At 38.3% G+C, this 24,838-nt stretch carries 16 protein-coding genes and 1 riboswitch; of the genes, 7 read left to right on the forward strand and 9 right to left on the reverse strand.

Going from position 1 to position 24,838, the window contains the following annotated elements:
• Positions 1-171 precede the first annotated feature (171 nt).
• From KO495_RS12705 to folE2, 3 genes are all read right to left on the reverse strand, one after another.
• Entirely contained in the window at positions 172-1,602 is a 1,431-nt protein-coding gene (locus tag KO495_RS12705; protein WP_215980781.1) for an FAD-dependent oxidoreductase, read from the reverse strand.
• Between the two features lie 37 nt (positions 1,603-1,639).
• Positions 1,640-6,100 carry a glutamate synthase large subunit gene (gltB, locus tag KO495_RS12710; protein WP_215980782.1) on the reverse strand — a complete coding sequence of 1,487 codons (4,461 nt, stop codon included), beginning with the start codon at positions 6,098-6,100 and terminating at the stop codon, positions 1,640-1,642.
• A 517-nt stretch (positions 6,101-6,617) separates the two neighbouring features.
• Positions 6,618-7,544: a GTP cyclohydrolase FolE2 gene (gene folE2 / locus KO495_RS12715; protein WP_215980783.1), complete on the reverse strand. Its 927-nt coding sequence runs from the start codon at positions 7,542-7,544 to the stop codon at positions 6,618-6,620.
• A gap of 348 nt (positions 7,545-7,892) precedes the next feature.
• Between folE2 and KO495_RS12720 the strand changes: the two genes are divergently transcribed.
• Positions 7,893-8,252 (forward strand): Hpt domain-containing protein, encoded by a 360-nt coding sequence (locus KO495_RS12720; protein ID WP_215980784.1) that lies wholly within the window; start codon positions 7,893-7,895, stop codon positions 8,250-8,252.
• Between the two features lie 100 nt (positions 8,253-8,352).
• Here KO495_RS12720 and arcA read toward each other — a convergent pair whose 3' ends face one another.
• The 3 genes from arcA to KO495_RS12735 form a co-directional block, all read right to left on the reverse strand.
• The gene (gene arcA / locus KO495_RS12725) at positions 8,353-9,060 is read right to left on the reverse strand and encodes a two-component system response regulator ArcA (protein WP_215980785.1); all 708 of its coding nucleotides are present in this window, start codon (positions 9,058-9,060) and stop codon (positions 8,353-8,355) included.
• A 132-nt stretch (positions 9,061-9,192) separates the two neighbouring features.
• On the reverse strand, positions 9,193-10,827 hold the full coding sequence (locus KO495_RS12730; protein ID WP_215980786.1) for an ATP-binding protein: 1,635 nt from the start codon (positions 10,825-10,827) through the stop codon (positions 9,193-9,195).
• Positions 10,828-10,880: 53 nt separating this feature from the next.
• The gene (locus tag KO495_RS12735) at positions 10,881-11,927 is read right to left on the reverse strand and encodes a methyltransferase (RefSeq protein ID WP_215980787.1); all 1,047 of its coding nucleotides are present in this window, start codon (positions 11,925-11,927) and stop codon (positions 10,881-10,883) included.
• Between the two features lie 163 nt (positions 11,928-12,090).
• Positions 12,091-12,305: riboswitch (Lysine riboswitch) on the forward strand.
• Between the two features lie 116 nt (positions 12,306-12,421).
• On the opposite strand from KO495_RS12735, the gene dapA reads away from it, so the two are divergent.
• The 4 genes from dapA (at position 12,422) to KO495_RS12755 (ending at position 16,802) form a co-directional block, all read left to right on the forward strand.
• Positions 12,422-13,354 (forward strand): 4-hydroxy-tetrahydrodipicolinate synthase, encoded by a 933-nt coding sequence (gene dapA, locus KO495_RS12740; RefSeq protein WP_215980788.1) that lies wholly within the window; start codon positions 12,422-12,424, stop codon positions 13,352-13,354.
• A 99-nt stretch (positions 13,355-13,453) separates the two neighbouring features.
• Positions 13,454-14,203 (forward strand): 2,3,4,5-tetrahydropyridine-2,6-dicarboxylate N-succinyltransferase, encoded by a 750-nt coding sequence (locus tag KO495_RS12745; RefSeq protein ID WP_215980789.1) that lies wholly within the window; start codon positions 13,454-13,456, stop codon positions 14,201-14,203.
• Positions 14,204-14,384: 181 nt separating this feature from the next.
• Positions 14,385-15,626 (forward strand): PLP-dependent decarboxylase, encoded by a 1,242-nt coding sequence (locus KO495_RS12750; protein WP_215980790.1) that lies wholly within the window; start codon positions 14,385-14,387, stop codon positions 15,624-15,626.
• Between the two features lie 36 nt (positions 15,627-15,662).
• A complete protein-coding gene (locus tag KO495_RS12755; protein WP_215980791.1) occupies positions 15,663-16,802 on the forward strand; it encodes a succinylglutamate desuccinylase/aspartoacylase family protein in 1,140 nt (379 codons plus the stop codon).
• Positions 16,803-16,880: 78 nt separating this feature from the next.
• On the opposite strand, the gene traF is transcribed toward KO495_RS12755, so the two are convergent.
• From traF to KO495_RS12770, 3 genes are all read right to left on the reverse strand, one after another.
• Complete coding sequence (gene traF, locus KO495_RS12760) at positions 16,881-18,149, reverse strand: conjugal transfer protein TraF (protein ID WP_215980792.1); 1,269 nt, start codon at positions 18,147-18,149, stop codon at positions 16,881-16,883.
• A gap of 302 nt (positions 18,150-18,451) precedes the next feature.
• Positions 18,452-19,306: a S1-like domain-containing RNA-binding protein gene (locus KO495_RS12765; protein ID WP_215980793.1), complete on the reverse strand. Its 855-nt coding sequence runs from the start codon at positions 19,304-19,306 to the stop codon at positions 18,452-18,454.
• 139 nt (positions 19,307-19,445) lie between these two features.
• Positions 19,446-19,904 (reverse strand): TerB family tellurite resistance protein, encoded by a 459-nt coding sequence (locus KO495_RS12770; RefSeq protein ID WP_215980794.1) that lies wholly within the window; start codon positions 19,902-19,904, stop codon positions 19,446-19,448.
• 395 nt (positions 19,905-20,299) lie between these two features.
• Between KO495_RS12770 and KO495_RS12775 the strand changes: the two genes are divergently transcribed.
• Both KO495_RS12775 and KO495_RS12780 read left to right on the forward strand, forming a co-directional pair.
• A complete protein-coding gene (locus KO495_RS12775) occupies positions 20,300-21,523 on the forward strand; it encodes an efflux RND transporter periplasmic adaptor subunit (protein ID WP_215980795.1) in 1,224 nt (407 codons plus the stop codon).
• 2 nt (positions 21,524-21,525) lie between these two features.
• Positions 21,526-24,774, forward strand: a complete 3,249-nt coding sequence (locus tag KO495_RS12780) for an efflux RND transporter permease subunit (RefSeq protein WP_215980796.1) — start codon at positions 21,526-21,528, stop codon at positions 24,772-24,774.
• The last annotated feature ends 64 nt before the right edge of the window (positions 24,775-24,838 follow it).

Genomic DNA, 24,838 nt, shown 5'->3' on the forward strand with positions numbered 1-24,838 from the left:
AAGCTAGCGATTCATAAAAAATAATTTTTTCTTATATTTCAATTTGTTAAATATATCTTAAACCGAGTTCAGGTTATTTAGTGTGGTTCATTACTATAGACTCAAGTTACTATGAGCACAAAAAAGGTAAGCGTATAGCTTACCTTTTTTAGTTTCAATGCTAACAACTAACTAGTTAGTGGTTACAAAGTCTAATATGCCAATAGCCGCTTTACGACCTTGATCAATGGCGGTAACCACTAAATCAGAGCCAAGTACCATATCACCACCGGCAAATACATTTTGCTTAGTAGTTTGTAAGGCAAACTCAGAGTTATCAACCGCAATAACACGACCACGAGAGTCTAACTCAACACCAGCATCTACCATCCACTTTGGTGGGCTTGGTAAGAAGCCAAAAGCGATAACAACAGCGTCAGCTTCCATAACAAATTCAGAGCCTTCAATTGGCTCAGGGTTACGTCTACCATTTGCATCAGGTGCGCCAAGCTGGGTTTTAACAAATTTAACGCCAATAGCTACGCCTTCGTCATTAACCGCAATATCTAATGGTTGAATGTTAAACTCAAAGTTAACACCTTCTTCTTTCGCGTTTTGTACTTCACGCGGTGAACCTGGCATGTTAGCTTCGTCACGACGATAAGCACAAGTCACTTCGGTAGCGCCTTGTCTAATTGAAGTACGAACACAATCCATTGCGGTATCACCACCACCTAGTACAATCACTTTCTTGCCGCTAAATTCAACGTACGGTTTAACGTGATTGCTTTCTTTTTCGGTAATGCCCATTAATTTCTGAGTATTGCCAATTAAGAAGTCTAACGCATTGTAAACACCTGCAGCGCCTTCATGTTCAAAACCGCCTGTCATATCAGTGTAGGTACCTAATGCTAGGAAAACAGCATCAAACTCGTCGCTAATATCACTAAAGCTAATATCTTTACCTACTTCAGTATTTAAACGAAACTCAATTCCCATTCCTTCCAGAATTTCACGGCGGGTTTGAATTACTTCTTTTTCTAGTTTGAAAGAAGGAATACCAAACGTTAATAAACCACCAATTTGCGCGTGTTTGTCAAAAACCACTGCATCAACACCATTACGGGTTAATACGTCGGCACAAGCTAAGCCAGCAGGACCAGCACCAATAACAGCAACACGCTTACCTGTTTTAATTACGTGCGATAAATCAGGCTTCCAACCTTGTTCAATTGCGGTATCGGTAATGTACTTTTCAATATTACCGATAGTCACTGCGCCAAATTCATCATTTAACGTACATGCTGATTCACATAATCTATCTTGTGGGCACACGCGGCCACACATTTCAGGTAAACTGTTAGTTTCATGACATAAGTCAGCCGCCTCAAAAATACGGTCTTCAGTGACTAACTCAAGCCATTGTGGAATGTAGTTATGTACAGGACACTTCCATTCACAATAAGGGTTACCACAGTCTAAACAGCGATCGGCTTGGCCCGCACTTTGTTCATTACCAAGTGGTTGGTATATTTCAACAAAGTTAATTTTACGATCCGCGATTGATTTTTTAGCTGGATCGATACGTTTTACATCAATAAATTGATAAACATTTTTACTCATTATTTAATTCCTCTCTCTAACCTATTTATCAATGTGATTATTGCGCTTGTACGCGTAATTCAGCACTTGAACGACTGCGATGACCTAGTAAGGTTTTTACATCAGTTGCCGTAGGTTTAATTAATTTAAATAATGGCGCGAATTTATCAAAATCATGAAGTATTTCTTGAGCGCGTAAGCTGCCTGTTTCTTCAAAATGCTGATTAATAATGCCGCGTAAATGTTCTTGATGGATAGCTAAATCACCCATAGTTAACATTTCAATTGATTCTTTATTCATACGTACATCAAGATCGCCTGCTTCATCTAATACGTAAGCGAAACCACCTGTCATACCCGCACCAAAGTTAACGCCAATGTTACCTAAAACAGTTACGATACCGCCGGTCATGTACTCACAAGCATGGTCGCCAGTGCCTTCAATAACCGCGTGCGCACCTGAGTTACGAACTGCAAAGCGCTCACCAGCACGGCCACAGCCATAAAGCTTACCGCCAGTTGCACCATATAAACAGGTGTTACCCATAATCATGGTTTTGTTACTTTGATAATCAACACCTACCGGAGGCTTAATGGTTAACTTACCACCGGTCATGCCTTTACCGACATAATCGTTACTGTCACCCGTTAATATCATATGTAAGCCACCAGCATTCCAAACACCAAAACTTTGGCCTGCAGTACCTGTTAAGTGCAAGGTAATTGGTGAGGCTGCCATGCCTTGATCGCCATGTTGACGAGCAATTTCACCTGATAAGGCAGCACCGACTGAACGGTCAGTATTTTGAATGGTAAAGCGGTATTCGCCACCACTGCTATGAGCTACTGCATCAGTTGCTGCAGCTAGTATTTTTTGGTTTAACTTACCTTCATCAAACGCGGTGTTCTCTTCGGTTTGATAAAGGGCTGTATTTGGACCTGCCACTACAGGAGCAATAATTGGAGATAAATCAAGTTTTTGCTGCTTTGAGCTAATACCGTCAATTTGTACTAATAAATCAGTACGGCCAATTAAGTCAGTTAAGCTAGCAACCCCTAAACGTGCCAATATTTCACGAACATCACGGGCAATAAACTTGAAGTAATTCATTACTTGATCAGGCAAGCCTTTAAAGAATTGCTCACGCAATACTTCATCTTGTGTTGCTACACCTGTTGCACAGTTATTTAAGTGACAAATTCGTAAGAATTTACAGCCTAGTGCCACCATTGGTGCAGTACCAAAACCAAAGCTTTCAGCACCTAAAATAGCCGCTTTAACAATATCAACACCGGTTTTTAAACCGCCATCAACTTGTAAGCGTACTTTGTGGCGTAAACCGTTAGTCACTAGAGCTTGCTGTGCTTCAGCTAAACCTAGCTCCCAAGGACAACCAGCATACTTAACTGATGTTAATGGACTTGCCGCAGTACCACCGTCATAACCTGAAATAGTAATAAAGTCAGCGTATGCTTTAGCAACACCAGCAGCGATAGTTCCTACGCCAGGGCCAGATACTAATTTAACTGATACAACAGCTTTTGGGTTCACTTGCTTTAAATCAAAAATTAGCTGAGCTAAATCTTCAATTGAATAAATATCGTGATGTGGCGGTGGCGAAATAAGGGTGACACCTGGTACTGAGTAGCGAAGTTTAGCAATTAAAGGCGATACTTTATCACCTGGTAATTGACCACCTTCACCTGGCTTAGCGCCTTGTGCTACTTTAATTTGCAGTACATCAGCATTAACAAGATAATGTGGTGTTACACCAAAACGGCCAGAAGCAATTTGTTTGATACGTGAATTTTTCACTGTACCAAAACGGCGTTCATCTTCACCACCTTCACCTGAGTTTGAGCTACCACCTAAACGGTTCATCGCAATAGCCAACGCTTCATGTGCCTCAGGGCTTAACGCACCAATAGACATAGCAGCACTGTCAAAGCGCTTGAACATATCATTTTCAGCTTCAACTTGGTCAATGCTAATTGGCGTACAATCATCTTTGAATGTTAATAAGTCACGAATCATCGCGATAGGGCGCTGATCAACTTCATCCGCAAATTTACGGTAATCGTTGTAGTCACCATTTTGTACTGCACGTTGTAAGTAATTAACTACGTTCGGGTTAAAGGCGTGATACTCACCACCATGAACATATTTTAATAAGCCGCCGTGACTCATTTTTTGATGTGGTAAAAATGCTTTGCGAGCAGAGTTAACGCCATCTTGTTGAATATCACTAAAGTCAGCACCTTTAATACGACTTGGTAAGTCGCTAAAACAAAGCGACATAATGTCTTCATTTAAGCCGATAACTTCAAATAAACCGGCACAGCGGTAACTGGCAATAGTGGAAATACCCATTTTAGAGAGTATTTTTAATAAGCCTTTGTTAATACCTTCACGGTAGTTAACAATAGCATCGCGTGCGCTTAGCTTTATTTGACCTTGAGCAACCAATTGCTCAACGGTTTCAAAAGCTAAGTAAGGGTAAATTGCTGTTGCGCCTAAACCAAGTAATACTGCAAACTGATGTGAATCACGAACCGACGCTGTTTCAACAATAATATTTGAATCACAACGCAGTTGTTGATCAACTAAACGCTTTTGAATTGCGCCAACAGCCATTGCTGCAGGAACTACTAATAAGCCCGGTGCGATGTTTCTATCAGATAAAATTAAGATAACAGTGCTTTGATCACGTACTAAACTTTCTGCTTGGTCACATAAGCGTATAATAGCTGCTTCAAGCCCTTCTTCGGCTGTATAGTGTAGCGGAATAGTATCAGAGCGGTAATGCTCAGGGTCTAACTCACGTAATTGCTTTAAGCCGGTATACATTAATATTGGCGTTGAGAACAACATACGATCGGCATGGCCTGATGTTTCATTAAATACGTTATGCTCACGACCAATACAAGTGCCTAATGACATAACGTAGCGTTCACGTAATGGATCAATTGGCGGGTTAGTTACTTGCGCAAACTGTTGACGGAAATAGTCATACAAGGTACGTGTTTGGCTAGATAATACGGCCATAGGTGTATCATCACCCATTGAACCTGTAGCTTCTTGGCCATTTTCAGCCAATGTTTTAATGACTTGCTGAATTTCTTCGTAGCTGTAATTAAACATTTTATGGTATTGCGCCATTTCTTGATCAGAAAAAACACATGCGCCAATTTTATTCGCTTCTAACTGGTCAAAGGGTACTAAGCGGCGAATGTTTTTATCAAGCCACTCACGGTACGGATGACGTTCTTTTAAGTCGTTGTCAATTTGGTTTGAGCTAAATAGTTTACCAGTATAGGTATCTATCGCTAACATTTCGCCAGGGCCAACACGGCCTTTTTCTACGACTTCATCTTCGCCGTAATCCCAAATGCCTACTTCAGAGGCTAAGGTGATAAAGCCGTTACGGGTAATAACATAGCGGGCAGGGCGTAAACCATTACGGTCAAGGTTACAGGCAACATGACGACCATTGGTCATAACAACACCAGCAGGGCCGTCCCATGGTTCCATGTGCATTGAGTTAAATTCGTAGAAAGCACGTAAGTCATCGTCCATTAACGGACTATTTTGCCACGCTGGTGGCATTAATAAACGCATCGCACGATATAAATCCATGCCGCCAGCTAAAAATAGCTCAAGCATGTTATCAAGTGACGATGAATCTGAACCAGTCTGCCCAACAAATGGTGCTGCATCTTGTAAATCAGGTAACAAAGGCGATTTAAAGCGATAGGTACGCGCACGACTCCATTGACGGTTACCATTAATAGTATTGATTTCACCATTATGCGCTAAATAGCGGAATGGTTGTGCTAAATGCCATTGTGGCGAGGTATTTGTAGAAAAACGCTGATGGAATACGCAAATAGCACTTTGCATACGAATATCGGCTAAGTCTAAATAAAAGTTTGGTAAGTCTACAGGCATCATTAGGCCTTTATAGATAGTTACTAAACAAGAAAGACTGGCAACATAAAATCTGTCGTCGGTTATGCGTTTTTCAGCACGGCGACGAGCCATATATAAGCGGCGCTCTAAGTCGCGATTACGCCATCCCGGAGGAGCATCAACAAATACTTGCTCAATTGTTGGTAAATTACCTGTAGCAATTTCACCAAGTACTGAAGTATCAATAGGTACTGTACGCCACCCTACTAAAGTTAAACTCTCGTTAGCTAGCTCTTCTTCCAATACCTTTTTAGATAATGCAGCTTCGACAGGATCAGGGTTTAAGAAAATCATACCTACGGCATATTTCTTACCCAACTTCCAATTATTATCAGCGGCTACTGCACGAAAAAAGCTATCCGGCTTTTGTAACAATAAACCACAACCATCACCTGTTTTACCATCGCTGGCGATACCGCCACGATGTTGCATACGATCCAAAGCGGAAATAGCGGTCTTAATTAATTTGTGGCTGGTTTCCCCATGTTGATGGGCAATAAGTCCGAAGCCACAGTTGTCTTTTTGGACGCTATGATCATAAAGCTGCATTCTTTTCTCCTAAATAAGTTCGACTTACTCTCAGGACGGATAAAAGAAGAATAAATGCATGGAAAAAATGCATAAATAAACCTCTTTTAAAGTAAGTGGAACTTTCAACATTAACCAGTTATATAGCAAAGGTCAATCAAAATAGAGCTTTTGCTCGTAATTAATTTTCATCTTTGTTTCTTTTTGTAAATACTGAAAATAAGTGATTTTTTATAAGTTTTTGTTATTTATGGTTTTTTGTGTTTTAGGGTGTTTTTTATGATCTTTAATAGAAAAAATGATGAAACTTTATTACATTTTAGATGGATTATGGGATTAGTGAATATTAAATATTTATTCAAATTATGCTGGGTAGGGGTAATCACAAATATTAATGGCTACTCACCGTTGAAATGATCTTGAGTATTAAGTAACTTTGTTTAAAAGTAAATAAGAAAAACTTTTAGAAGGATAAATTTTAGACAATAAAAAAGCCAAGGCATAACGCGCTTGGCTTTTTACGAAAAACTAATTGTTTTTATGGTTGATACCCGCCAGGAATACCTTTTGTGGTGACGCTAACCGCATCATGAGCGTGCAGAGATTCAAGGTGGTTTATACGTAACCAGAAATCATCAAAGTGTACTGCTTGATTCATAGTATGTTGTAAACGACGTGCAGCATCTTCACAAAACATTAAGTTTTGACCATTTAGGCGAGCAAACTCTTGTTCATCTTCACGCTTTACAGCAGCCTGAACAGGTGTTTTTAGTGAGCCTTCAATTAAGTCAACTAATTCAGTGATAGGAAAGTCATCAATGCTGTTATTAAGTTTTACTTTTATTTCAGCCACTGAACGTTGAGAGTGCGGTGTTGCAACGACTCCCTCGGTAGTGCCTAACCATTCATGTACATCGTTAAGTGCTAAATCTTGTTGACTAGCAAATTTATCTTGGAATGCTTGCTGAATAAGTTGTCTAGCTAATGCAGCAGAACAAGGGCAAGTTGAAGAGTAAGGTACTTCAATTGAAAGTTCTATCGCTAACTTCCCTTGCTTTAATGAGCCGGTTAGGGTTACCGGGTAGCCTTTCCAGCCTTCTTTACCGCTTATTAATGACTTTCTGCGTAGGTGGTACTCAAAATTAAAGACTACCTTGGCTTCATCGCTGAGCTCTTGGTGGCTATTAATAAAACCATCGAGTAAGGCGACTAATGTTTGGTAATTTAATACGCTGCTCGTTGATAACTCATCAATAAGTAAGTACAAGCGCGACATATGAATACCTTTCGCTTGTGCATCATTTAAATTCACAAAAGCATCGATATGAGCTGAAACCATGCGCTCACTTTCGCCTTTTGAGGCCACCATAATAGGCATTTCAATGTTGCTCATACCTACCCAGTCTAACGTACCTTCGGTTTGGGCTGTTGTATGGTTGGCAATATCAGGCATTGATGTCGGCATTACGACTCCACTTTAAAACTAAATATGATTATTAACTATTGCACTAACTATGTAAGTAACTAAGGAATGCAATGAGTAGAACTAAGGGCGCACATTCTAGCTTATTTTTTAATGGTAATCATTATTGTTGTAAGCACAGTGGTAAAAAATATACAAAATAATGTCAATATGGCGAAATAATAATGGAAAATCACCGTTTTCTGGGCTGATTATTCGTGTTAGCAATAAGCTGTGGTAATCCTACTGATGTTATAAACAGGCAAATAATCATACAATGCAAGTTTACTCATATTAAGTGAGGGTTATGTTACACTCTTTTTATTATTATATTAATTTGTGAGTTATTACGTGAGTACCAAGCAAGTATCTGAAACACTTAATATAGAATTACTTCAAGGCTATTTCGATACCTTAGGTAAAGAGATGCTAGAAAAAATGTATGCGTTATATCGTCAACAAACAACTATTTATTTGGCTGATATTAATAATGCTGTCACCCAAAATTCAGAATCTTTATGGCAAGAGAGCTGTCATAAAATGAAAGGAGCAGCAGCGAGTGTTGGTTTAGTTAGATTACACAGCCGCTTAGTCACGTTAGAGAAAATCACGGCAGATAGCGTAGAAAAAGAAAAGTTATTAGCCGAGCTTACGCAACAGAATAATGCCGATATGAAAGTTTTTGAGTCTTGGCTCTCAGCGTTAGATTAACGTTTATTATTTACATCACAATTTGTTGATGTGAGCTAAAACTAAAAAAGCTAGATAATTAGTCTAGCTTTTTGATTACACAGGAATACTGTTAATACATTTAAGCTTCAAGTGTACCGATGAAGCGATATCCCTCACCATGAATTGTATTAATAAGCTCAGGTGTACTTGAGCAGCTTTCAAAGTGTTTACGTAATCGTCTTATTGTTACATCTACTGTTCTGTCATTAGAACGTAACTCTCTACCTGTCATCTCTTTGATTAACTCTTGGCGAGTGACAATTTTTCCTGCGTTGCTAATTAGTAAGCTTAACGCTCTATATTCACCACGTGGTATTGCAATGGTATCGCCGTCAGGGCTTGTCATTTGTCTTGAGTTACTATCAAGAGACCATTGGTTAAACTTAAGGATCGTTTGTTCAGGTACTTCTGTTTTATTCTGACCAATGCGATTTAATATATTACGGGCTCTAATCGTAAGCTCTCGAGGATTAAAAGGCTTAGTTAAGTAATCATCAGCGCCAATTTCTAAACCGAGTATTTTATCAATGTCGCTATCACGGCCTGTTAAAAATATTAACCCCAACTCTTTGTTGTTAGTCAACTCTCTGGCGAGCAATAAACCGTTTTTGCCGGGGAGGTTAATATCCATAATAACTAAGTTGATGTCATGTTGCTGAAGCATTTCTGTCATGCTATTGCCATCAGTGGCTTCGTGTACTGTGTATCCTTCTGCTTCAAATAAATTGCGTAAATTAAAACGTGTAACGTCTTCATCTTCAACGACAAGAATTTGATATATTTCCATTGGTAAAGTGACCTAATAATTATGAAGAATAGGTTAATTAATTAAATACTATATAAAACAATTAACAATTATTTAACTATGTTAGCCAAGTCATGCTTAAAAAACAATTAGATTGGCTGATTAGTTACTATTTTATTGTACTATTGTACGCTCAATCGGGAATGTTATATCAAAATCGACCCCTTGTTGAGGTTCACTGTGCATGCTTATATGTCCAATAAGGGCTTGAGTGACTAAATTATAAACTAAATGCATTCCTAAACCGCTGCCGCCGCTGCCACGTTTAGTGGTTGTAAAGGGGTCGAATATTTTATTCTTAATGCTTTCATCTATGCCAACACCATTATCATGATAGTGAATATTTAGTTGGTCACTTAAACTTTGAATTTTAATGGATACTTCTCTTGCGGTTATACCGTCAAATGCATGATGAATTGAGTTTAAAATAAGGTTAATGAGTATTTGATTGAGCGGCCCTGGTTTACTCGTAATAGTGAGATTTTCAGGGCAATCTATTATTACGGTGACTTGTGCTGACTTTATTTTTGCAGATAGTGTGAGTAACACCTCATCAATAAGACCATGGACATCAAAGGTTCTGCTTTCAGCACTAGATTGGTCAACTGCAACTTTCTTAAAGCTCGAAATTAAGTTAGCCGCACGTTCAAGATTACGAAAAATAATAGCAATATTCTCTTCGCCGTCGTTAAGGAAGCGCTTTAACTCACTTGATTTTAATGTTTTATTATCAAAACGCTCTTTTATATTATTTAGGTTATCGGCTAGTAAACTTGAAGCAGTTACTCCTAACCCGATAGGGGTATTAATTTCGTGTGCAATGCCTGCAACCATATCTCCTAATGAAGCCATCTTTTCACTTTCGACGAGTTGACCTTGGTATTGATGTAACTTCTCTAAGGTAGAAAGTAACTCTTGGTTTGAGTCTTTTAGTGCGCTAGTGCGTGATTCTACACGGCTTTTAAGTTCATTGTTTTGTGATAACGCATAGTGGTGATCATCTTCTAATTTATAGATATGTTTTTCTGTAACGGTTAATAAAATGTTGATATAGCGAGCTAAAATATCAAATTCTTTATACTCTTGTTTTTTAGCTCGGTTGTCATAACGCTTTTTCTGAGAGATGTTATCAATGAGTTCAGTAATATCATCAAGGGGAGTGCAGGTTTTTTTGTATAACCACAGGGCAGTTAATACCGCGATACTAATAGCGCTAATAAGTAAAAAGAGTCCAAGTAGCAATAAGCTACTAAAAAAATCATTCTTTTCAGTTAAGCTAGTTTGAAGGTAAACATAACCAACGGTTTTTTGACTACTTTTAATTTCAACAACAAGCTCTAGATATTGTTCATGATAGCGAATGGTAGTGAGTTCATCAATTTCATTTATTTTGTCTTTAATCGCAGGAAAACTGTTGTTTTTATTATAGCTTGTGAAAAAAGATACACTGTTGTCGTTTAAATCGTAGATATGTATGCGATTAATTAACGTAATGTTTTTACTGAGTTCTGTTAACTCTTTTTTTAGAGCAATATTAGTTTTTGTTGGGTCATCTTTTAAAAAAGGGAGACTTTTGTCTGCTAAAATGCTTGCCCACAACCAAGTGTTACTTTCTATTTCATTGCGCTGTTGAGTATTAATTTTTAATAACAGTAATAATGCCGTTAATGCAGCTAACGTTATAGTTAGCCCTAAAGTACTTTTCAACAATAAACTACGAAACGATTTTGTTTTCACTGAGTTTGGCATACTTAACATTATTCCTGAGAGATGAATTAATTGAATCTTATGATGCTGTTACTTTAACGTTTAGATGCATGATAAATAGTAAAACCTTGTGCTTTAGTGATGACACTTGTACAGCCAATGTATTGTTCCATAATAGGTTGGTAACGTAAGAAACTATTCGCGACTATGGTAATACTTCCTTTCTTTTTTAGATTTTTATGAATACCTGATAAAAAGGTTTCTGTTGCTTGATAATTTGTATTAACCCCTTGATGAAAAGGTGGATTTGAAACAATATGCTGATATGTGTTGGTAACTTCAGATAAGCTATTTGAAGGAAACACAGTCGCGTTTATGTTGTTTAATGCTAGTGTTTTTTCTGCCGAAGCAAGCGCTAATGCACTAACGTCTAATAAGGATAGCTCAACATTCGAATATTTTTTAGCAATAAAGCAACTTATTACTCCAGCACCACAACCAAAGTCGAGGATTTTACCTGTTAATTCTTTGGGTAAGTTACTGAGAAGTAATGCTGTACCAATATCAAGTTTTTCTTGGCTGAATACTCCAGGCAGTGAGGCAATCGCTAATTCAATCCCGTCCACTGTTATAGCATAGTGCTTGTACCAGCTCTCTAATTTAAAAGGAACAGATCTTTTATTTTCATTCATTAATCCTGCAAATAAAAAGCAATGGCGTGCTGAATCAACTTTTTGACAATGTTCTAAAAAGTTTGCAGTTAGTTTAGGAGTTGATTGAATTCCGCCTTTTTTCTCACCAACAATCAGTATTTTTGTCTCGGCTGTTAAAAAAGGAGCGATCATCGCTAAAGTGAAATTGAGTTCGGCTTTGCTTTTAGGGAAAGCAATAATCACTAAATCGTGTTGTAGCTCACTTTCATAAACACAAGTAAAGTTATTATGAATACGACTACCGTGCTTATGAGTCAAGGCTTGATGATCAATAAAATTAGTATTGTAGCAACTTACCTTAGCACTCTCATTTAGCGTTATTAATTCATCAATAAAGCCATCTTCAGGTAAGTTAATTAATAAAGGCGTTGCTGAAGTGAGTAATTCACTATTACGTAATAAGACTTGGCTAGGGTTGCTAAGAGACATAGATAACTGGCACAGATAAAATAAAAGAAGCGTTATTACTATTCTACGATAATTTACAAAATTGGAATAGCACCGCAGTAGTCTTTTATTGAATATCATTTTAAAAAATGCTTAAATAGCGCCGTCCCTAATTCAGGTTTAATAGTTTGGCTATTAAACCAAAGGGGCCAGAAGAGGAGCGTTAACCAGGTAATTACTATTGCGGTATTTTGAGGTAACTCAGAATATGGAGATCAAACTCCAATAATAGTAATGAGGGGGATTAACGCCGAGATAGCGAGCTTTTTGATGAGTTAGCTATCGGTTGTTTGGGCTGAATCCCAACAATTGTCACTAGTAACTATTTTATAGTTATATAAGTGGAGAGCTTCTGGCCTTTGCATAAGTGCCTAAATACATTCATTGTATTGTTGCTCTTCTTTGTAATTGCCAAGAACTCTCCGAACTATCACTGCTGTGTACAATAAACATGGCTAAACAAGAGTTCGAGAGTAATGACTTCAATTCATTCTTCAGATGTTCAAACTAATAAGGCCGTACAACACTGTGCGCTTTGGACAGCTTTAGTTACCCCTTTTAATCAGAATGGCAGCGTCGACTTTATAAGTTTGCGTGAAATTGCTCAGCATCAAGCTGCTGCAGGTAATGGTATTTTATTACTTGGTAGTACAGGCGAAGGGTTGGCGCTAACAGCTGAAGAGCAATTCTCGATTGTTGACTTTATTTGTGGTTTAGCGCTGGATACACCGCTTATGGTGGCTGTTGGTGGCTCTAATTTATCTGAGCAATTACAGTGGTTAGCACAATGTAATAGCCTACCTATTGATGCCTATTTGCTTGCCACGCCGATATACGCAAAACCAGGACCTGTAGGTCAAACACAATGGTTTAGTGCCTTATTAGATGCGGCCAAATTCCCGTGCATGCTATACAACGTCCCTTCACGGAGTGGTGTTGATATTCCCATTGAAACCTTACAACAAATTCAAAACCACCCAAATTGTTGGGCAATGAAAGAAGCTAGCGGCGATATTAATAAGTTTTTAGCTTACCGTCAGCATTGTCCTGAAATTGATCTTTATAGTGGTGAAGATGCTATGGTGCCGTACCTTGTTTCCGGTGGTGTTAAAGGCTTAGTGTCTGTTTGCGCCAATGCATGGCCTGAAGCCACCAAAAAATATGTTGAGTGCTGTCTTTCTAAAACAGCAACGCAATGTCAAACACTTTTCCCGCTATGGCAAAATGCGGTAGACGCATTGTTTGCCGTGGCAAATCCTATTCCCGTGAAAGTGTTAATGCACCAACAAGGCGTTATTAGCCATAACACACTGCGCGCACCATTAACGGCATTAGAGTTAGCTAATAGTGATGATATTCAGCACTTTGATCAGCGCATTGCGCAGTGGCTTGCGGCTTATTCAACATAAATTAAAAATTCAGAGAAAGTGCTGCGATAAGTTCGAGTACTTTCCTTCAACATAAACCTTAAATTTTAACGTAAATAGATATAATAATTGGAGTAGAAAATGGATTGGCAAGATGTAATTGCACAACTAGAAGCGGGTACTTTGCGAGCTGCAAGTCAAGATGAAAATGGTAACTGGCATGCAAATGTTGAAGTTAAGCAAGGTATTTTAGCAGCGTTTAAAGCAGGCGAAAATATTAGTTTTTCTGATAACTACCAAGGCTTTGTTGATAAGCATAATTTACCAGCACGTCAATTCACGCCACAAGATGGAGTACGTTTAGTACCAGGCGGCTCTTCAGTGCGTGCAGGTGCTCATGTTGCATCAGGCGTTATTATTATGCCACCAGCCTATATTAATGTTGGGGCATTTGTTGACAGTGGTACTATGGTTGATAGTCACGCTTTAATTGGTTCATGTGCACAAATTGGTAAAAACGTACATGTTTCTGCAGCGGTACAAATTGGTGGTGTATTAGAGCCAATTGGCGCTAGCCCAGTGATTATTGAAGACGATGCATTTTTAAGTGCTGGCGTTGTGGTTGTTGAAGGTATTGTCGTTAAAAAAGGCGCAGTATTAGCACCAGGCGTTTCATTATCTAAATCTGTGCCAGTATACGATTGTGTTAACCAAGTTATGCGTGAAAAAGGTGCTGAAATCCCTGAACGTGCTGTTGTTGTACCAGGTACTCGCCCAGTTAAAGGCGAGTGGGCACAAGCGCAAGGCTTAAACATGGCATGTGCACTAATCGTTAAGTACCGTGATGAGCAAAGTGATGCTTCTTTAGAGTTAGAGTCTATCTTACGCTAATTTACTGAGTATTTACTGATTATTAAGTGAGGTAATAAGCGAATCTATTTTACTTGTTACCTCTTTAAACGTGACTTTGTTATATGGTTTTTAGCTGAGTTCACTTTACTAACTGTCGAATTAACCAAACTTAACACAACATAACTAACACGACACAACCTAACATAACCTAAGAAAAATTATGACAACACATCCTAGCTGGTTCGATCTTAGTATTAAAAGTGCCTTAACTGCTCATCAGTCACCGGAGCATGAACAGGCATATTTTGTTTATCAACTCGATGCTCTTAAAGCACACTTAGCTAAATTACAGCAGCAAGATGTGATTAAGTTATGGTTTGCGGTTAAAGCGAATCCATTATCGAAAATAATTCAAACACTTGATAGTGAAGGCTTTAATTTTGATGTCGCTAGTTCCGGTGAATTAGCGCAAGTGTTAGCGCAAGGCATTAACCCTGAACGTATTTTAAATACCGGGCCTGCTAAAACCAAAAAGCAACTAAGCGCTTTTTTACAACAAGGCGTGCGCACTTTTGTGGTGGAAAGTTTAAATCAATTAACGTGGTTAAATGAAGCGGTTATCGAGCAAAAGTTAACTGATGATAAGCCAGCGGTTTTACTGCGAGTGCAATTACAATGGCAAGAAGGTGAGAAAAACCCACTTGGAGGCAATAGCCTTACGCCATTTGGTTTATCTGTTGAACAATGGCAAAGTATTCATGTTGATGATTTCCCTGCACTTAATCTTTGTGGTTTACATATTTTTCAGTGGGGCAATATGCTCAGTAATGAAAAAATGTACTCATTGTGGGGGCAAATGGTTGCACCATTAACGGGCCTTGCTAACGTCATTGGCATGGATTTGAAAATACTCGATTTAGGCGGCGGTTTAGGAATTGATTATTTAGACCAAGGACAAACGCTGTCTTGGCCACAAATTATTGAAGATTTAGCAAAAATAAAAGCACAAGCTGGTGTTGAAGAGTTATGGCTTGAATTGGGACGTTATGCTGTTGCTGAGTGCGGCTATTATGTGGTTCCTGTGGTTGATAGAAAAATGAACTATGGGCAAGAGCAATTAGTATTGTCTGCAGGGATTAATCATCTAATACGCCCAGCGATTACCGACCAACCTTTTCCGGTAACTCTCCTAAGAAGTGATAACAATGCTGCTCAAGGAGCGGAACAACTATTTGATATACATGGCCCTTTATGTACCAGTATGGATAAGTTAGGTCGTTTACCGTTACCTAATGATGTTGAAGTGGGTGATGAACTGGTTTTTGGTTATTGTGGCGCTTATGGCTTTACCGAAAGTATGCCATTTTTCTTATGTCATGAACTCGCTGCAGAATATGTTTTTCAAGATGGAAAATTAACTGAGGTAAGAGCCGCCCAAGCAGCAGCCTCTTATTTAGCTTAGTTAGTGATATTTAGTAACCTTTAGTTGAGATTGAAAATGAATACCTTTACAAAAAAAGTCATGTCGGTAGGTGAAATGGCTAGCGGTGCCAAATTAACGGTACCCGTTTATTCTTTTGTTAGTGAAAATGCCTGTGGTCCTAATGTTTATATACAGGCCAATATGCACGGCGCAGAAGTGCAAGGTAATGCGGTAATATTTCAGTTACTTGAGTTACTACAACATTGCCGTTTGAATGCGAATATCACTTTAGTGCCTTACGCTAATCCTGTTGCTTGTAATCACAAAAATGGCGAATACACCTTAGGGCGATTTGATCCTATTACCGGTGTAAACTGGAATCGTATGTACCATTTTGATGAGAGTGTTATTGAACCTTTTTCTCAAAACTACATAGATGCGACCGAAGAAGACATCAATAACAATTTTAGAGCGTTAATGCTTAACGAGATTGAGCAAAAGCTAGACCATAATATTTTTGGCTTAACAACCGGTCAACGTATCGCTTATCAACTACAGCGCTTGGCTTATCAAGCTGATATAGTTTTAGATTTACACACAGGTCCTATTTCCAGTAAACATTTATATTGCCCTGAATATGCACAAGCGAGTGCGAATTATTTTGATATTCCTCACACCCTATTAATTCCTAATGATTTTGATGGGGCTATGGATGAAGCAACTTTTTGCCCTTGGTGGAGCTTGCAGCAAGCTTTTGAAAAACAAGGCCGAAAATTTACCATGGGACAAGGGCTGTTTAATAAAGAAAGTTTTACCGTAGAGCTAGGCTCACAAGAGCAAATTGACTTAGACGTCGCTAAAGACGACGCGGTAAGTATTTTAGCTTATCTGCACTATAAAGGTGTGATTAGTAATGATGAATACCAACCACAAGCAATGACGCGTTATGCGTGTTACCTTAACGACTACAAAGCATTATACTCTCCAATGGGTGGCATGGTTGATTATTTAGCTGAGTTTGGTGAGGTTTTAGCGGCAGGTGAGCCATTAGCTCGAATTTTACGAATGGATAATTATGGTGATGGTGAAGCACTACATTATGTTTCACTAGATAAACCTGTTATTCCAATCTTACATTTTGCCTCTGCAAGTGTTAACCAAGGCACAGAGCTTTATAAAGTTTTTTATAATTACTTTGAGTTACCCGAAAGTTAAAATTAAGGTTAGTGTTAAAAATATAACGAAGGTGCTGCGTATAGCAGCATCTTCATCATGAACTCCATGACGGAGAAGTTATATTTTTAAGCCAAGCTGTAAAGCCGCACCATAAGTATCGTTATTACCCGCAAAACCTGCAATATCAATAGCGAGAACATCCCAAGGCGATATACCAAAACCTAAGGTATACAGATCGCCATCTACATCATTTAAGTCACTACGTAAGCCCATACGTAATTGTACACTTTCAAATAGGGTAAACTCTGCACCGAGTGCAACATATTTAGAGGGAGTGAGAGAAATAAAGTGCTCTCTATCGGCTAAATCGATTTCGGTTGCTAAGGTTAACCAACTATTTTGGTAACTAAAACCTACTGAAGTTGTTGGTTTTAAACTGAAATTAATGTTGGGATCTGTCGGCTGTATTTGTTTACTGTACTCTACTTGTCGAGAGATTAGGTTGTCGCTTACTAAAGCCGCATGCCACTGACGTTCGTCGCCCCAAGCAACATACAAACCTAAATCAACATTGAGATGACTATCATTGGTTAAGTATTCATCATTGTTTAAATCAAACTCATCTTCATTAAAGTTACTAATATTTAGTTTTCTATATAATAAATCGATACGTTGGTATTTAAGTTTACTCCCTATACTTATTTCATAATGATTATTGTTAGTAATTTGATAGCCCAACATAACCCCCGCTTCAGCCAACGAATAACCAAGACCATTAGCGGTAGACTTTAGTTGAGTTAAATCTAAATAACCTTGATTAATGGCTTCTTCTAGTAATAAAGCATCATTATCATTGTAATTAACCACACCACCTATACGTCCAAATTGATTAGTGAATAATCCAAAACTTAAATATTTATTAGGAATAATAAGTTGAAAGTTTAAGCCGTTTCGAACATTAACAACTTTATTATCTATTGCGGCTAAGTTGTGAATAATAGTATCAACACTATCATGCAAATGGTTTGTAGTACTGGTGTTATTAATATCGTTAGCCAGACTTGATAAGTCGTTTGATATTTGCTCTGCAATATCAATGACGTTGTATTGATCGCTGCCCATCCCTCCCAAGTTAAATGAGAAATAGACATCATCTTCTAACGTGTATTTAGTTAGTAGCGCGGGGTTACTTAACGAGGACGTGAAATCTTGAGTAATAGCTGTAAAACCTTGCCCAGCACGCTTTGCTGTAAAGCTGTCGGCATAACTAACCTGATAGTATAAAAGTGATAGTGTTAATAAGATAAACTTACTAAGAAATGGTTTAGTGATTGCAGCATGATGAGCCTCATAAGATCTTAAATAATTATTGCTAATAAAAGTCATAATAAATAATTCCTTCTTATTATTATTAATAAACCCACTATTTTTGAAAGTTTATGGTGAGTTTATTAAAGCTTAGTAGAGCAATAATATATTAGCTATTGATAGGCACAGATAAAGTGATAAATATTAAGTTATTAGCTGATTTTAGATAGACACATTTTGCTGAGCATTCAGGCGAACAATGCTCTCGATACCATAGGAGAGTGATAGACCTTATTCTGTATTAATAAGGTCTGAATGGTTAGGGGCTGGTGCTGCACACTTTGAACTATTGACTGGTAAATACTTAAACAGATTAGCCGCTAAAGTAAGCGAATACCATTTTTTTCAATGGCAATTTTACCTTGCTTTAATAAATGACCAACGGTTGCCTTAAACGTTTTTTTACTGACTCCTAGAGTGTTTTTAATAACTTCAGGTGAGCTTTTATCGTGCAGAGAGCTAAAGCCATTGTTGTCGGCTAGGTGGGCAAGCAATTTTTCATTAAAGTTGCTTACGGTATTTTTACTGCCACGCGTTAAAATTAAATCTAAGCGACCATCTTCACGTACTTGTTTGATGTAACCTTCAATTTTTTTACCAATACGTAATGGTTGAAAAATCTCGTTATCATACAATAAGCCCCAGTGTAAATCGTTAACAATAGCTTTAAAGCCCAGGTCTGTTTTATTACCGATAATTAAATTAACTTTATCGCCATCTTTATAATCAGCAGGCCAAATGTCTAAAAATTTGTCGAGCTTACTTGAAGCAACAAGACGGTCTGTTACCTGATCAAGAAAAATACGTACTAGATAGTATTTACCTACTTCCATTTTGGTGTGCTGTTGGTTGTAAGGTACGAGTAAGTCCTTTGGTAAACCCCAATCTAAAAAGGCGCCCATTTTATTAACTTGCACAACTTTTAATGAAACAAACTCACCTACCTGGCCATAAGGTTTGTCACTTGTTGCCACTAAACGGTCAGCTGAGTCAGCGTAAATAAATACTTCAACAATACTGTCGGCTTGGCAGTTTTCAGGCACGTAGCGCTTAGGAAGTAGTATTTCTCCTAGCTCTCCAGCGTCAAGGTAAACACCGTTATCTCTAATTGCGATAACGCGTAAGGTATTATATTTACCAATAGTAGGGTTTGTTGTTAGTTGAGCGTTGGTCATGAAAATGCCGTGGTAGCTGAGTCTGCCGTAATTGTACCGTATATCACGCACTATACCAATATCATAACTAGCTCAGCGGTTATTATTTTAATAGCTCCCTAAGCGAATATAGTTTGTTAATATAGTTTGTTAAGTTCGGTTATTGCTCATATTTCGCTTTCGCATTGACTTTAGTCGCTACATATTCAGAATCACGCAAGTGTAGGAGGTCGGCAATTCGTCTAATGGTATGCTCTTCTATACTGGCAAGCTCACCGTCAGCATAGGCAACTTGCCATAATAAATTAACAATATGAGTGCGCTGTGCTAATGAATAATGTTCATTGATAGCTTGAGTAAATTGAAAAAAGTCAGTGGCATTTTCACTTAATGCTAACGCAGTATCCATAATTGAATTCACGTCGTTACTTGGTAATGAAAATTGCTCTGAAATCAGTGTTTTCAATGTATCGAGTTCTGCAGTACTACGATGTTGATCTGCACGCATTACTTCACATAATAAAACTGAACACGATACCTCTAAAGAAGGTGGTGCTACCTTTTTTTCATGATCACTTCCAACTAATGAGGCGAGAAAGTCATTGAGTTTATTTAGCATTTAAATACTCCACAAGTACGTTGTATTTTTGAGTTTACCGTTAATCGCAACCATACGCTAGAGGCTGGTTTTTTTCACGAAAAAAAAGTGATTAATCGTAATAAGTAGTAAAAAAAGCCATATGAATTTAATAGTCCACTTTGATATCTAAATTAATGTTATGTTTTCTTTTTATTTAAGTTATTAAAATATAGGGTTTTATTTTGATTTTTTGTTGGGGTTGTATAGGGGGGACTATTTTGGTGCGGATTTTGTAATACTGAGTTACATCTTTGTTAATACTTGTAACAGATAATTAGCTATTATATCAGTATTAAAATTACGTAGATAATTAATAATAATAATAAAATTCACATCAAAATTTGAAGTGCACATTACAAAATAAGGGAGCAAAAGTGGCTACTAAAAAACAAATCATAATACCTATCCTAGTCTTAGCAGCAGGTATCGCCGCGATGGCAGGGTTTGCCAGTTTAAAAAAACCACCAGAAGAAAAAGAGAAAGTCGACAATACTCCAATTGTTGCTGTTGAGAGCATTGTGGTCGCGCCAATGACCATGGAAGTACCGTCTCACGGCATAGTGACTCCTAAATATGAAACAAAGTTAGTTGCCCAAGTGACAGGAGAAATTGTTGAGCTTAGTCCTGCGTTTGTTCGTGGTGGTTTTGTTAAAAAGGATCAGTTATTAGCGCGTATTGATCCGAGCGATTATCATGCCGCATTAATTGACGCGCAAGCAACTATGGCTACCGCCCGCGCTGCATTAGAAACTGAAGTTGCACAAGGTAAAGTGGCGGAGCGTGAATGGAAGCAAATAACCGATAGTTCACCTACTGAACTGAGTTTACGTAAACCTCAATTAGCGCAAGAATTGGCCCGCGTAAAAGCTGCACAAGCATCTGTTTTACGTGCTGAGCGCAATTTAGAGCGTACTGAAATCAGAGCGCCGTTTGATGCCATGATTGATAACCGCGCAATCGGTTTAGGTTCTTTTGTTAGTATGGGGACTCAATTAGGTAAGGTTTCAGGCACTGCAACAGCAGAAATACGCCTTCCTGTCGCTGATAATCAATTACAGTTTTTAACTAATGAAGGCGCTAATGCTACAGTGAATTTAGTTGGTGTTTACGCTGGGCAGTCAACTGAATGGCAAGCTAAAATCGCTCGTGGTGAAGGTGTTATTGATGACACCAGCCGTATGAGCTATTTGGTGGCTGAAGTAAAAGACCCTTATCAGCTGAAATCTAAAACCAGTGCTGGTGTACCGTTACGTTTTGGTAGTTATGTTAATGCGCTTATACAAGGTAACCAAGTAAGCCAAGCCAGCTCAATCCCTCGTTATTTAGTGGTGAACGGCAAAGTTGCGCTGTTAGATAGCGACTCCAAATTGCATTATGCAGCGATTGATATTATTCGTGAAGAAGGTCGTAATGTTATTGTTGCTAGTGGTCTTGCTAATGGTGATCAGCTGATTGTTTCTGCGTTAGATTATCCGGTTGATGGGATGAAACTCGCATTAGCAAGTGATGAAGTTACGCCGACAGCAACACCTGATGATATTGATAGTGAGCAGGCAGGCGAAAGTCAGGTTGCGAATAACAATAAAGCAGGGGAATAACTATGTCATCAACTCATGATAAGTCACCTGACATTGTTAATGGTGACGAAAACTCTTCTGCACAACCACGTGATGGTATTGATACTAATACGGGTATTATCGCTTGGTTTGCGCGCAATAGTATTGCTGCTAATTTATTAATGTTTTTTATCCTAATAGGTGGCTTTCTTACTATTAGTACCATTAATAAACAAATGTTTCCGCAAGTACAAATTAATTGGATTTCTTATAATGCCGCATACCCTGGCGCCGCTCCGCAAGAAGTAGAAGAAGGAATTACCATTAAAGTAGAAGAAGCGTTAGAGTCAGTACAAGGGCTTAAACGCGTTATTACTTACTCTAACCGTAACTATTCAAACGGTTGGTTTGAGGTTGACCTTGATTACGATCCACAAGTGGTATTAGAAGAAGTTAAATCCGCGATAGACTCTATTCCTAGCTTCCCGGCTGGTATGGAACGTATTAATGTTGAGCGTGAAAAATTTCGCCAAGAAGTGATGTACATCAGCCTTTATGGTGACTTAACTAATACAGAACTTAAAGAATTGGGTCGTAAAATTCATGATGAAATTCAGCAACTACCATTAGTTAATATCTCAGACTTTTACAGTGGTTTAGCATACGAAATATCGATAGAGGTTAGTAAAGATAAATTACGTGAATACGGCTTAAGCTTTACTGATGTGGCACAAGCGGTAAGAAGTAACTCACGTAATATGTCAGCGGGTCAAATTCGTGCAGAGAACGGTTATATAAATTTACGTGTTGAAAAACAAGCTTACCGCGGTTATGAATTTGAACGTATTCCTGTAGTTACGCTAACAGACGGCACTAAAGTACTGCTAGGGGAAATAGCAACCATTAACGATGGCTTCGAAGAAGGGCTTCAGTACTCTAAGTTCAATGGTAAAAACTCCGTAACCTTTTTTATTGGTGCGGCTGAAAACCAAAGTATGACTAGTGTTGCCGACATAGTTAAAAGGTTTGTTGAGCAAAAATCGGAAGTGTTACCACAGGGGGTTAAGTTAGAAACCTGGGTAGATATGACGTACTACTTAGAAGGCCGCTTACAGCTAATGGTCGATAACATGCAAAGTGGTGCGATATTAGTGTTTATTATGTTAGCGCTATTTCTACGCGTACGTTTAGCATTCTGGGTAATGATGGGCTTACCTGTATGTTTCTTGGGTACCTTGTTAGTGATGCCGATGGAGTTTGTTAACGTCACTATTAATGTTATTAGTTTATTTGCTTTCATTTTAGTGCTGGGTATTGTGGTTGATGATGCTATTGTCATGGGTGAGAGTGCCCATGATGAGATTGAGCAACATGGGCACTCTCTTGATAATGTTATTCGCGGTGTTAAGCGTGTAGCTATGCCTGCTACCTTTGGTGTTTTAACCACTATTGCGGTATTTGTACCTTTTGTTTTAGGCGATGGCCCCGAGTCTGCATTTGGTAAGTCGATTGGCTTTGTGGTGATATTATGTTTAATTTTCTCTTTAATAGAATCTAAACTTATTTTACCGTCGCACTTAGCGAATATGAAAGTTAAAAAATTCAACCCTAAAAACCCACTAGATAAATTAAGAGGGGTAGTCGATAAAGGGCTGAAAAATATTATCGAGAATTATTATCGCCCAAGCTTAGCGGTATGCCTTAACTATCGTTATGCGGTATTAATGTTTTTTATTAGCATTATGCTAGTCAGTGCAGGTCTATTTGCTGGTGGTATTGTTAAGTATGTTGGACAACCTAAAATCCCCCATGACTTCCCACGTATTTCAGTAGAAATGAACATAGATGCTTCAGAAAATGCGACATTACAAACAGTATTATCTATTGAGAGTATTTTGTACCGCATTGATAACGAAATAACTGAAGAGTTTGGTCAAGGTATGATTTCAGATATGCAGGTTGAACTGCGTAGTAGAACTAGTGGTCAAGTGATGGTGAAATTGGTTGACCCTGAGTTTCGTGCCATGGACACTTTTGCACTAGCAGAAAAGTGGCGTAAAGCAATACCAAAATTCCCGGGCATGAAAAGCTTAACTATTAGCGATAATCTATTTGGTGGTGGTCGAGATGATGGCGATATCGCCTTTAGATTAGAGAGTCAAAACGATGCGCAACTATTACTTGCGTCTAAAGCACTCAAAGCTAAGCTAAATACATTGAAAGGGGTAGGTGATGTAAATGATTCACGTCAAACTAGCGCCAAAGAAGTGCAGTTTGACTTAAAACCTTTAGCGTACTCTATGGGCTTGACCTTAGCTGATATCGCCAACCAAGTGGGGTACAGTTTTTACGGCTTAGAAGCACAACGTATCTTACGAGATGCAGAAGAAGTAAAAGTAATGGTCCGTTACCCTCAAGATGAACGTAGCTCAGTTGGTCATGTTGATGATGTTATGATTAAAGCGCCAAATGGTGCTGAACTACCTTTATCAGAGTTAGCTGACATTAAGTTAACTGATGGTGTTACGCGTATCCGTCGTGAAAATGGTAACCGTACGATTAATGTTTGGGCTTCGGTTGATTCTGAGCAGGTTGAGCCATATAAAATTGTTAGTGATATTGAAGAAAACTTTATTCCTGAACTATTACGTAAATACCCACTAGTGAAAAGTGAACTAACCGGTAGTATAAAAGAGGAGCAAGAAGGCCTTGGTGAGCAATTCAGAGACTTCATGATTTCATTGATGGTTATCTTCTCATTACTCGCAATACCATTACGTTCATATTCACAAGCAACTATGATCATGGTGGTAATTCCTTTTGGTATTATTGGCTCAGTGTTTGGTCACCTTATTTTGGGGATGGACTTAAACGCACTGTCAGTAATGGGGATTTTAGCTGCCGCGGGTGTTGTGGTGAATGACTCATTAGTAATGGTTGACTATGTGAACAATGCGCGTAAGCGTGGTGAAAGATTGAAAGATGCGGTTATTCATGCCGGTACTAAACGTTTTCGCGCGATATTGTTAACCTCACTAACTACCTTTATTGGTTTAGTGCCTATTGTTTTCTTTGAAACCAGTATGCAGGCGAAAATGGTGATTCCAATGGCAGTATCGTTATCATTTGGTGTTTTATTTGCGACAATAGTGACCTTGATTTTCATTCCAAGCTTGTATTTGATTATTGAAGATATTAAGCAAAAATTTAGATGGAAAAAAGGACAAGAAAGCTCTGCTGAAAAGCGTAGTAACGATAATGAAGTTAAATCGAAAGAGCTTCCTGCTAATTAAGCTGAATACGGGTTAGAAAACTTTATTAAACTTATAAAAAAGCCGTGGTATACGTTCGTTATAT

The organism is Colwellia sp. D2M02 (genome assembly GCF_018860755.1).
Taxonomy (GTDB): domain Bacteria; phylum Pseudomonadota; class Gammaproteobacteria; order Enterobacterales; family Alteromonadaceae; genus Colwellia; species Colwellia asteriadis.